This is a genomic window from Rhodanobacter soli, assembly GCF_039523495.1.
GTDB classification, from domain to species: domain Bacteria; phylum Pseudomonadota; class Gammaproteobacteria; order Xanthomonadales; family Rhodanobacteraceae; genus Rhodanobacter; species Rhodanobacter soli.
The window spans coordinates 447,879-459,164 of record NZ_BAAAFK010000001.1; the positions used below are offsets into that span (position 1 = coordinate 447,879).

The 11,286-nt window shown below is 66.2% G+C and carries 9 protein-coding genes, 1 pseudogene and 1 riboswitch; of the genes and pseudogenes, 3 read left to right on the forward strand and 7 right to left on the reverse strand.

Translation table 11 applies throughout. The features are described from left to right. Positions 1-12 precede the first annotated feature (12 nt). The 6 genes from ABD024_RS01905 to glnK all read right to left on the reverse strand — a co-directional run bounded on the left by ABD024_RS01905 (position 13) and on the right by glnK (position 6,857). Complete coding sequence (locus tag ABD024_RS01905; RefSeq protein ID WP_343849056.1) at positions 13-1,863, reverse strand: M56 family metallopeptidase; 1,851 nt, start codon at positions 1,861-1,863, stop codon at positions 13-15. A 1-nt stretch (position 1,864) separates the two neighbouring features. Further along, complete coding sequence (locus ABD024_RS01910; protein WP_343849058.1) at positions 1,865-2,251, reverse strand: BlaI/MecI/CopY family transcriptional regulator; 387 nt, start codon at positions 2,249-2,251, stop codon at positions 1,865-1,867. A gap of 83 nt (positions 2,252-2,334) precedes the next feature. Further along, positions 2,335-3,360 carry a ribonucleotide-diphosphate reductase subunit beta gene (locus tag ABD024_RS01915; RefSeq protein WP_343849060.1) on the reverse strand — a complete coding sequence of 342 codons (1,026 nt, stop codon included), beginning with the start codon at positions 3,358-3,360 and terminating at the stop codon, positions 2,335-2,337. A gap of 14 nt (positions 3,361-3,374) precedes the next feature. Then, positions 3,375-3,599, reverse strand: coding sequence for a hypothetical protein (locus ABD024_RS01920; RefSeq protein WP_343849062.1), 225 nt, complete (start codon positions 3,597-3,599; stop codon positions 3,375-3,377). A gap of 17 nt (positions 3,600-3,616) precedes the next feature. Continuing rightward, entirely contained in the window at positions 3,617-6,058 is a 2,442-nt protein-coding gene (locus ABD024_RS01925) for a ribonucleoside-diphosphate reductase subunit alpha (protein WP_343849064.1), read from the reverse strand. A 156-nt stretch (positions 6,059-6,214) separates the two neighbouring features. Further along, positions 6,215-6,429, reverse strand: a riboswitch (cobalamin riboswitch). An 89-nt stretch (positions 6,430-6,518) separates the two neighbouring features. Continuing rightward, on the reverse strand, positions 6,519-6,857 hold the full coding sequence (glnK, locus tag ABD024_RS01930) for a P-II family nitrogen regulator (RefSeq protein ID WP_343849066.1): 339 nt from the start codon (positions 6,855-6,857) through the stop codon (positions 6,519-6,521). A gap of 180 nt (positions 6,858-7,037) precedes the next feature. Here glnK and ABD024_RS01935 point away from each other — a divergent pair, with 180 nt between their 5' ends. The 3 genes from ABD024_RS01935 (at position 7,038) to ABD024_RS01945 (ending at position 10,799) form a co-directional block, all read left to right on the forward strand. After that, positions 7,038-7,298 (forward strand): accessory factor UbiK family protein, encoded by a 261-nt coding sequence (locus tag ABD024_RS01935; RefSeq protein ID WP_343849068.1) that lies wholly within the window; start codon positions 7,038-7,040, stop codon positions 7,296-7,298. 149 nt (positions 7,299-7,447) lie between these two features. Beyond that, entirely contained in the window at positions 7,448-8,941 is a 1,494-nt protein-coding gene (locus tag ABD024_RS01940; RefSeq protein ID WP_343849070.1) for a YifB family Mg chelatase-like AAA ATPase, read from the forward strand. Between the two features lie 70 nt (positions 8,942-9,011). Further along, positions 9,012-10,799, forward strand: a complete 1,788-nt coding sequence (locus ABD024_RS01945) for a cation:proton antiporter (RefSeq protein WP_343849072.1) — start codon at positions 9,012-9,014, stop codon at positions 10,797-10,799. Between the two features lie 70 nt (positions 10,800-10,869). Here ABD024_RS01945 and ABD024_RS01950 read toward each other — a convergent pair. Continuing rightward, positions 10,870-11,286 (reverse strand): annotated as a pseudogene (locus ABD024_RS01950) (isocitrate lyase); the annotation flags it as partial.

Sequence of the window (11,286 nt, forward strand, 5' to 3'; positions counted from 1 at the left end):
CGGAGGTTCCGATCAGCGCAGGCTCGTCGGCTTGGCGACGCCCTTGGCGATCGCTTCGTCGAGCAGTTTGCGGATCTGCTGACTGGCCTGGCTGGTGGCCTGTTGCTGGCGCTGGCCCAGTGCTTCCTGTTGCGCGCCAAGCGCTTCCTGCTGCTTGCCCAGTTCGGCCTGCTGCCGGCCCAGTGCCGACTGTTGCTGACTGAGCTTTTCCTGCTGCTGATCGAGTTCCTGCTCGCTGGCTTCCAGCTTGGTGCGGTTCGCCTGCATTTCAGCGGCGCGGTCGCGCTGGCTGGATTGCGCCGCGAGCATGGCTTGCTGGTTGGCCAGCATGGCGCGCTGGCCGGCGAGCTGCCCCTGCTGGGCGCCCAGCACGCCTTGCTGCGCGCCTAGGGCTCCCTGTTTGCCGCCGAGCGCACCTTGCTTGCCGCCCAGCTCGCCTTGTTGCCTGGCCAGGGCGTCGACCGGCGCGTAGGCGGCCTTGGCGCGCTGCACGTAGGCGGGGTCGTCGATCAGCCAGGCCTTGTCGCCACGACGAAACCACAGCGTGGATTTGCCGCCCCGCTGCAGTCGCTTCGCGGCGGCGAGGTCGACGTCGCTGCCGTTGACGATGGCCGCATCGCCATCGAACAGCGCGAAGCCTTCGCCGGCGTCGGTATGGATGGCGACGTTGGCGTGGTGAACCCGCAGGCCACTGGCGTCGAGCGGCGGGGTGGGTGGCAGCGGTGGTGCCGGCGGCGCGGCGGGCACGGCGGGCATGACGGGGAGCGGTGCCGCTGGAGGAGCCGGCGGCGGGGGTGGCGGTGGCGGCAGCAGGCTTGCCTGCGTGGAAGCCGGCGTGGCGGGAGTGTTGTCCGCGCCGGCCGCCGTCACGCGATAGGGCAGCACGCCGACGAGGGCGATCAGTGCGACGAGCAACCAGCCGCGCGCGTGCGACGACGGCTGGTTCACGGTTTGCTGCAACATGGTCAGTCGCCTCTTGAGGTTGTGGAACGACGGGGAAGCACCGGCGAGGCCGGCGTGCATCGGTTGCGCCACGCCGAGACGCAGCAGCAGGCGGCCGTAGTCCTGCGGCGCGGCGTGGTCGTGCTGCACGACCTGCGCATCGCAGGCCGATTCGCGGTTGAGTGCGTATTCGCGCATGGCCCAGCGCACCAGCGGGTGGAAGCAGAACAGGCACTGTGCAAGCGCGGGTACCCAGGCCAGCCACAGATCGCCGCGGCGCAGGTGGGCCAGCTCGTGCGCGAGCGCCATCGCCGCTTCGTCGGCGCTGAGCGCGTGGCCGGTCGGCAGCAGCACGGTGGGTCGCCACAGGCCGGTCACCTGCGGCGAGATGATCGCGTCCGAGACGCGCAGCCGTGGACAGCGGCGCAAGCCGAGTTGCCGCGCCTGCTGCGTGCATAGCGCTTGCAGCGAGGCATCGTGCAAGGGCTGCGATTCGCGCAGCATGCGGCGTGCCCGCCGCCATTGCCGCAGCGCGATCAGCGCTTGCAACAGCAACGCAACCAGCCACAACAGGGCGATGCCGGTGCGCCAGGACGGCGCCGGTGTGGTCGGTGAAGCGATCGACGGCAGCGCGGCGTTGGCGGTCGCCGTCGTGGCGAAGAACGCCACGGGCGGCGTAACCGGCGCGGAGGCTTCAAGCGGTGCGGGCGACAGCAGCGGAAGCTCCAGTGGCGCGTGCCACAGCAGGCCAAGCAGCAGTTGGGCGCCGACCAGCCACCACAGCATGCAGCGCATCGCCGCGGACAGGCGCGGCCACAGACGGCCGGCCAGGTAGACGGCGCCGATCAGCACGGCGGCCTGGATGGACGTCCAGACCAGTCGCGTCAGCAGGATGTCGGAAAAATGGTTGAGTGCGTCCATCTCACGACTCCTTGCGCCGTGATTGCAGCTGGGTTACCAGCGCCTCGAGCTCGGCCAGTTCGGTGTCGGAAACTTCGGCACGCTCCGACATCCAGGCCACGAACGGCGACACCGAGCCGCTCAGCGTCTTCTCGACGAAGCTGCCGACGGCGCTGCGCATCGCCTCGCCGGGGCCGGTGGCAATGCTGTAGCGGAACATGCCTTTGAGCTGCCGGCGCTTGAGATAGCCCTTGCCGCGCAGGCGTTCCATCATGGTCAACACGGTCGAGCGGGCCAGCCCGCGCGGCTCGCCGAAGCCCGCGGCCACCTCGCCGACCGAGGCAGCGCCGCATTCGTCGATATGGTGCAGCAGCGCCAGTTCCTGGTCACCGATGGTGGGTTTGCGCATGACTGGACGACCCATGTGACTACAGTTGTAGTCAAGCTACGCCATGCCTACATGTGTAGTCAATAGGTCCTCCGGCATATCGCTTAGAACGCCATGTCGAACGCCACCTCGCCCTGCACGCCGACCTGGTAGGCCGAGACGCGGCGCTCGAAGAAGTTGGCCAGTTCCTGCACGTCCTGCAGGTCCATGAAGTCGAACGGGTTCTTCGCGCCGTATTTCTTTGGCATGTCGAGCTGGGCGAAACGCTGGTCGGCACAGTATTCGAGATACTGACGCATGTCCGTCACCGACATGCCGGCCACGCCGCCAGACAGCACGTCTTCGGCGAACTGGGTCTCGCAGGCGATCGCGTCCGCCATCATCTCCTCGACGTGCGCGCGCATCGCATCGTCGAACAGCTCGGGTTCCTGCGCGCGCACGGTGCGCACCACCTCGAACGCGAACGCCATGTGTCCGCTCTCATCGCGAAACACCCAGTTGGTGCCAGCGGCCAAGCCGTGCAGCAGGCCGCGCGAGCGCAGGTAGTAGACGTAGGCGAATGCGGCGTAGAAGAACAATCCCTCGATGCAGGCGGCGAAGCAGATCAGGTTGAGCAGGAACTGGCGGCGATGTTCGCGCGTTTCCAGCCGCTGCAGACCCTGGATCGAGTCGATCCACTTGAAGCAGAACGCGCCTTTCTGGCGGATTGACGGGATCGTCTCGATCGCGGCGAACGCACCGTTGCGTTCGGCCGGGTCGGGGATATAGGTGTCGAGCAAGGTGAGGTAGAACTGCACGTGCAGCGCTTCCTCGTACAACTGGCGCGACAGGTACATGCGCGCTTCCGGCGCGTTGATGTGCTGGTACAGGTTCAGCACCAGGTTGTTCGACACGATGGTGTCGCCGGTGGCGAAGAACGCCACCAGCCGCTGGATCAGGTGGCGATCGGCGGCGGACATCTTCGTGTCGAGGTCGCGCGTATCCATCGAGAAATCCACCTCCTCGACCGTCCAGGTGTTCTTGATCGCGTTGCGGTACATCTCATAGAAGCCGGGGTAGCGCATCGGGCGCAGGGTGAGTTCGAAGCCCGGATCGAGGATGTGGGCGTTGCGGGTGGGTTGGGCGGACATGGGGTTCCTTCGATTCAAAGCTTGCGTGCATAGGCGTCATGCACGAAGCGGCTGACATAGGTGGCGAGGCCCAGGCCGGCTTGCGCAAGTTTCTGCATGTTCACTACATGCGCGCGGCCAGTGACCTCATCGGTGTATTCGTAAGTTTCGCCATTGACGAAGCGGATGCGGATGAAGCCGTCACCGGATTCGTACGCGGCGACGCCGGAGTTGCCATCGAGATTCCGGTAGCGCTTCATCGCGACACCTCATGGCGTCATTGGCAGGCCTCGCAATACTCCGGGTTCTCCAGTGAACAAACCACCGCGGCGGTCGCATGGCCTTGGTCGGGCGGCGCCGACACCGTGGTCTTGGCGATCTTCGTCGCCGGACGCGAGCGCAGGTAATACGTGGTCTTGATGCCGGCTTTCCACGCGTACATGTACATCGAGCTCAGCTGGCCGATGTTCGGGTTTTCCATGAACAGGTTCAGCGACTGGCTCTGGTCGATCCAGGCGCCACGGGCGGCGGCCAGTTCGATGAGCGCTTTCTGCGGCAGTTCCCATACGGTGCGGTAGATCTCGCGAAGGCGTACGGGAATCGCGTCGATGCCCCGCACGGAACCCTCCGCCAGCTTGATCGCGTCACGGATGTCGGATGTCCACAGCCCCAGTGATTTCAGCTCGTCGGCGAGGTAACGGTTCACCTGCAGGAAATCGCCGGACAGCGTCTCGCGCTTGAACAGGTTGCTGACCTGCGGCTCGATGCATTCGTAGCAGCCGGCGATCGAGGCGATGGTGGCGGTGGGCGCGATCGCGATCAGCAGCGAGTTGCGCAGGCCGTGCTGCTTGATGCGTTCGCGCAAAGCGTTCCAGCGTGCGCCGTCATGCGGCGTGGCATTGGGCCAATGATCGAACTGCAGCTCGCCGTTCGCGGCGCGGCTTTCGGCGAAGCCGGGGTGCGCGCCTTCCGCCTCGGCCAGATCGCATGACTGCGACAAGGCGTTGAAGTAGATCTCCTCGGCGATGCGCGTGGACAGCGTCAGCGCCTCGGCCGAGTCGAACGGCAGGCGCAACTTGAAGAACACGTCCTGCAGGCCCATCACGCCGAGTCCGACCGGGCGCCACTTCATGTTGGCGGTACGTGCGGTATCGATGGGGTAATAGTTGAGGTCGATTACCCGGTTGAGCTGGCGCACCGCGGTGCGTACGGTGGCGGCGAGCTGGTCGAAGTCGAACGCGCCGTCAACGACGTGCCGCGCCAGGTTCACCGAGCCCAGGTTGCACACCGCCGTCTCGGTCGCCGAACTCACTTCCAGGATCTCGGTGCATAGGTTGGACAGGTGGATCACGTTTTCCGGTTTGGCCGTCTGATTGCTGGTGGCGTTGCAGCGGTCCTTGAACGTCATCCAGCCGTTGCCGGTCTGTGCCAGCGTGCGCATCATGCGGGCATACAATTCGCGTGCCTTCACGGTTTTCACGGCCAAGCCATCGGCTTCGGCCTTGCGATACACAACATCGAACGTCTCGCCCCAGCTGTCGACAAAGTGCGGTACCACTTTGGGGTCGAACAATGACCACTCGCCATCGTTCTCGACCCGGCGCATGAATTCGTCGGGAATCCAGTTCGCGATGTTGAGGTTGTGCGCGCGGCGCGCGTCGTCACCGGTGTTGTCGCGCAGTTCGAGGAAATCCTCGATGTCGGCGTGCCACGATTCCAGGTAGACGCACGCCGCGCCTTTGCGCTTGCCACCCTGGTTCACCGCGGCGACCGACGCGTCCAGCGTCTTCAGCCACGGCAGCAGGCCGTTGGAGTGGCCGTTGGTGCCCTTGATCAGCGAACCGCGCGAACGCACCCGCGAATACGCCAGGCCGATGCCGCCGGCGAACTTGCTGAGCTTGGCCACGTCGGCGTACTTGTCGTAGATCGACTCCAGCGAATCGACCGGCGAGTCGAGCAGGTAGCACGAGCTGAGCTGTTCGTGTGCGGTGCCGGCGTTGAACAGCGTGGGCGAGCTTGCCAGGTATTCCAGCGACGACAGCAGCCGGTAGAGTTCCAGCGTCTCGCCGATCTCGTTGCCGCCCAGCGCGCAGGCGATGCGCATGAAGAAATGCTGCGGCGTTTCGATCACCAGCCGCCGCTGCGGATGGCGCAGCAGGTAGCGGTCGTACACCGTGCGCAGGCCGAAGTATTCGAAGCGGCGGGTAGCCAGCGGATCGATCGCGTCGTTGAGCTTGCGCGCGTTGGCGGCTACGAAATCGCGCAGGCGGTCATTGAGAATGTCCAGCTCCGCGCCGCGCGCCATCGACTGCGAAAAGCTCTGGATTTCCTGGCCACTGACTTCCTTGTCGATGTACGCGCCGAGCAGGCGCGCGGCGAGCTGGCCGTATTCGGGTTCCTCGGCGGTCAGCGCGGCGGCGGTACGGATCGACAGTTGATCCAGTTCTTGCGTGGTGGCGCCGTCGTACAGGCCGCCGATGGTCTTCAGCGCCACGCGCAGCGGGTCGACGCCATGCAGGCCTTCGCTGCTGCGAGTGACGGCGCGCACGATCTTGTTGACGTCAACGGTTTCCTGGCCGCCGTTGCGCTTGGTCACGCGCATCTGGGCGGGGTTGTGTGGCGGGGTCAGTGCGAATGCGGTTTCGTTGGTGGAAGAAGGGGCAGGTGAATCGGCGCGCGCGACGGTGCGCTCGCGATCAACGGTATCGAGGGGCTGCATGGCTGGTGGCTCCGGAGCATGGACATCAAACACCTGCTCCCGCGCGCAGGGCCTGATAGCGATGGATTCTGGAGGCGGCGCGCAGGCCGGGCGCTGGATAGCGACCGGCTTCACGACGCACTTCCCCGCGGAAGCCGTCACTACGCACCGGGACACGTTCGTCCCGGTGTGCCGGCAGGTCTTCGGACTTGCGGACATGGATCTGGCGATCCGCCTACTCGCTCCCGCTTCCCAGCCGCCGAGGGCCAGTGCATGTGGGTGCTTTCGTTTCCGCTTTACCGCTGCGGGGCAGTTCCGGAATTACACCGGATTCCCTTTTAAGCCCGACCGACGATCGCGTCTGGACGGGCACCGACGGACACAACATATCGGGTGACCAGGGAAGGGTCAACCCAACAAGTTGTGCATAAGTCGTCAAGCAGGCCGCTTGCGGCGAGTGCCGGCGCGGCCTGCAGCGGGATTACAGCGCGTCGTGATCCAGCTCGCCGGTGCGGATGCGGATCACCTGTTCCAACGTGCTGACAAAAATCTTGCCGTCGCCGATCTTGCCGGTGCGGGCGGAGGTCTGGATGGCCTCCAGCACGCGGTCGAGCTGGTCGTCGGCCACCGCCACTTCCAGCTTGATCTTGGGCAGGAAGTCGACCACGTATTCGGCACCGCGATACAGCTCGGTGTGGCCTTTCTGGCGGCCAAAGCCTTTTACTTCGGTTACCGTGATGCCTTGCACGCCGACTTCGGCCAGCGCTTCGCGCACGTCGTCCAGCTTGAACGGCTTGATGATCGCCACGACCAGCTTCATGGGTTGTTCCTTGGAAGGCATCGGCCAGGGCCAAAGCTGCATTTTGCCTGTCTGGCCGGGTGTTGTCGCCTGAATGCGGCTCGTGTAGGACAATCCTTACAACTCTTGACGGAACATGCCGATGGCGCACCCGATTTCCATTCACCTAGTATTTACCTCGACGAGTGCGAGGCGCTATCCATGATGGATAGGCAGGATATCGATCAGATTGCCCTGCGACTTGTGTCGTTGGTACCGCCAGGACTGGCACAGGCGCAGCAGGACTTGCGAGCCAACTTCCAGGACGTTCTGGCGCAGGGATTGCGCCGCCTCGACCTGGTCACCCGCGAAGAATTCGAAGTCCAGTCCCAAGTACTGGCGCGTACCCGCGCCAAGGTCGACGAATTGGAGCGACGCGTGGCCGAACTGGAGGCCACGGTGGCTGCCCGCGTGGGTCAGTGACAAACCACCTCCCGGGAGCCGCCTCCGATCCGTCACCCTCACCCCGAGAACGATCGGAGGCGGTTATTTATTAGCACTGCTGGATGGAGTCGCTTGATGCTCGTTTCTGTCAGCGACCCATCCTCCATGCGTCAGCGATCAGCGGCCGCATGAGTCTTGCCGTCACCCTCAGCCGCGCCCAAGAAGGGATCGCCGCACCACAGGTGATGGTCGAGGTACACCTTTCCGGCGGCTTGCCGTGCACCAATATCGTCGGCCTGCCCGAGGCCGCGGTGCGCGAGGCACGCGATCGCGTGCGCGTGGCGATCCAGAACACCGCGTTCGAATATCCCGGTCGCCGCGTCACCGTGAACCTGGCGCCGGCCGAGTTGCCCAAGGACGGTGGCCGTTTCGACCTGCCGATCGCACTGGGCATCCTCGCTGCCAGCGGCCAGGTGCCGCGCGAAAAACTGGACGACTGCGAATTCCTTGGCGAGTTGGCGCTGACCGGCTCGCTGCGCAGCGTATCCGGCGTGCTGCCGGCGCTGCTGCGCGCGCGGGCCCGCGGGCGCCGCGTGGTGGTGCCGCGCGAGAATGCCGCCGAAGCGGCGCTGGTGCCGGATATGGACGTGCGGGTGGCCGACACTCTGGCCGAGGTGTGCGGCTGGTTGCGCGGCGCGCACGAGCTGTCGATGCCGGTCGGCATTCCCAGCAATGGCGGCGCCGAAGATGGTCCGGACCTGGCCGACGTGCGTGGCCAGTTGCAGGCGCGGCGCGCGCTGGAGATCACCGCCGTCGGCGGCCATCACCTCTTGCTGGTGGGGCCGCCGGGCACCGGCAAGACCATGCTGGCCGAGCGCCTGCCCGGCATCTTGCCGCCGCTGTCGGAATCGGAAGCGCTGGAAACCTGCGCCGTGCTATCGGTGGCCGGGCAGGTGACCGACCTGGCGCGCTGGCGCCGGCGTCCCTTTCGCGCGCCGCACCATACCGCGTCGGCGGTGGCGCTGGTCGGCGGCGGTTCGTATCCGCGCCCGGGCGAGATCTCGCTGGCGCACAACGGCGTGCTGTTCCTGGACGAACTGCCCGAGTTCAGCCGGCATGTGCTGGAAGTGCTGCGCGAGCCGATGGAATCCGGCCACATCATGATTTCGCGGGCGGCGCGGCAGTCGACCTTTCCCGCCCAGTTCCAACTGGTCGCGGCGATGAATCCCTGTCCCTGCGGCTACGCCGGCGATCCGCGTTGCCAGTGCACGCCGGACCAGATCCAGCGCTACCGCGCGCGCATCTCCGGACCGCTGCTCGATCGCATCGACCTGTGCGTGGAAGTGCCGCCGGTGCCGCTGGCGGAGCTGGGCACGTCGCGCAATGAACGCGACGAAGATTCCGCCACGGTACGCGCGCGCGTGCTCAGGGCGCGGCGGCAGTCGCTGATGCGGGCGGGGCGACCGAATGCCGAGATCAGCACGCGCGAGCTGGAGCGTGACTGCGCGCTGGGCCCCGCCGAGCGGCGCTGGTTCGAGAGTGCACTGGAACGGCTGGGCCTGTCCGCACGCGCCTACCATCGCGTGCTGCGGGTGGCCCGCACGATCGCCGACCTCGACGGCGGCGCCGCGCTGCTGGAGCGCGAGCACTTGGCCGAGGCGCTGCAGTACCGTCGCTTCTGAGTTTCGCCTGCCGGCTGGACGTCTCCACCGGTGCGTGTTTCGATGGCGGCCCGATCTTCCAAGGACTGCGATGACTATCGAGCTGGGCCTGATGCTCGCCGGCATGCTGATGATCGGCTTCCTGGCGCAATGGCTGGCGTGGCGGGTGAAGCTGCCGGCGATCCTGTTCCTGCTGCTGGCCGGCATCGTGCTGGGCCCGGTCAGCGGCGTGCTCGATCCGGACAAGCTGCTCGGTGAGCTGCTGTTTCCGACCGTGTCGCTGGCGGTGGCGCTGATCCTGTTCGAGGGCAGTCTGACCCTGCGTTTCCATGAGTTGCCGGGGATCGGCAAGGCGGTACGCGGGCTGGTCAGTTACGGCGCGGTGGCCTCGCTGCTGCTGCTGGCGCTGGCCGCGCATCTCGTCGCCGGGCTGGCCTGGCCGATCGCGCTGCTGTTCGGCGCGCTGGCCTGTGTGACCGGCCCGACGGTGATCGCGCCGATGCTGCGCACCCTGCGCCCGAACGCGCGCATTGCCAACACGCTGCGCTGGGAAGGCATCGTGATCGATCCGCTGGGCGCGCTGTTCGCGGTGCTGATCTACGAGGCGATCGTGTCGCGCCAGGAAGGCCACACCATCGGCATCTTCGTGGCCACGATCGGCTGCGGCGTGGTGATCGGTGCACTGTCCGCCTGGCTGATGGCGTTCTTCCTGCGCCGTCAAATGATCCCCGAGTACCTGCAGAATTACGCCGTGCTGGCCGCGGTGCTGCTCGCCTTCAGCCTATCCAACACGATCACTCACGAGTCGGGGCTGCTGGCGGTGACGATCATGGGTATCGCGCTGGGCAACCTGCGTGGCGTGCATATCGACGACATCCTCGACTTCAAGGAGAGCCTCACCACGGTGCTGGTGTCGCTGCTGTTCATCCTGCTGGCGGCGCGGCTGCACTGGCCGCTGCCGGACGGCATGCTGGGCGCGGGCATCGCCCTGTTCGTGATTGCGCAGTTGGTGGTGCGGCCGCTGACCGTGGCGATTTCCAGTTTCGGCAGTGGCCTGAACTGGCGCGAGCGCACGCTGATCGGCTGGGTGGCGCCGCGCGGCATCGTGGCGGCGTCGGTGTCGGCGCTGTTCGCGCTGCGCCTGGACACACTCGGCGTGGCTGGTGCGGAGGCGCTGGTGCCGCTGGTGTTCACCCTGATCATCGGCACGGTGATCCTGCAGAGCGCCACCGCGCGGCCGCTGGCGATCTGGCTGAAGGTGGCCGAGCCGGAGCCGCGCGGTGTGCTGATCTTCGGTTCCGACCAGGTCGCCCGCGCAATCGGCAAAGCGCTGCATGAGGCCGGTTTCCGCGTGATGCTCGCCGACGACGACTGGGATGGCATCCGGCTGGCGCGGATGGAGGGGCTGGCCACATTCTTCGGCAATCCGGCTTCGCCGCATGCCGAACGCCACCTCGACCTCACCGGTATCGGTCGGCTGCTGGCGGTCTCCACGCATCGCGAGCGCAACTCGCTGGCCTGCGTGCATTACCGGCAGGAGTTCGGGCGCGAGAAGGTGTATCGGCTGCGCAACCTGACCCCGCAGGAAAACACCGATCGCGCGGCGCTGGCTGGCAGCCTGCTGGCGCCACCACTGTTCGATGAGGAGATGACTCACGGTCGCTTCGCCGACCTGCTGGCGCAGGGCTGGCGGGTCAAGTCGACCGGGCTCAGCAGCACCTTCGACTGGCCGCACTTCATCGAACAATACGGCTCGAACAGCGTGCTGATGTTCGGCGTGGAGGAGAAGGGCGCGTTGCGGGTGGCCTCGGCCAAGCGTGAGCTGGAACCGAAGCCGGGCTGGACGGTGATCGCGCTGGTGCCACCGACGGCGGTGTAGGAGCGCACCCTGTCTCGTCACGCGACGAAGATCATCGCGCACAGGGTGCGCTCCTGCCGGCGTGGTGTCCTTACGCCGCCGAAGCCTGCCTGAACTGCGCCTCCTCGGTCGAGCCTTTCAGTGCGGTGGTCGAGGACTGGCCCTGCTGGATTGCCTGGGTCACCTGGTCGAAGTAGCCGGTACCGACTTCGCGCTGGTGCTTCACCGCGGTGAAGCCGCGTTCGGCGGCGGCGAATTCCAGTTCCTGCAGTTCCACGAACGCGCTCATCTGGCGGCGCGCGTAGCCGTGCGCCAGGTCGAACATACCGTAGTTGAGGCTGTGGAAGCCGGCCAGGGTGATGAACTGGAACTTGTAGCCCATCGCGCCCAGCTCCTTCTGGAAGTTGGCGATGGTGGCGTCGTCCAGGTTCTTCTTCCAGTTGAAGCTGGGCGAGCAGTTGTAGGCCAGCATCTTGCCGGGGAATTTCGCGTGGATCGCCTCGGCGAA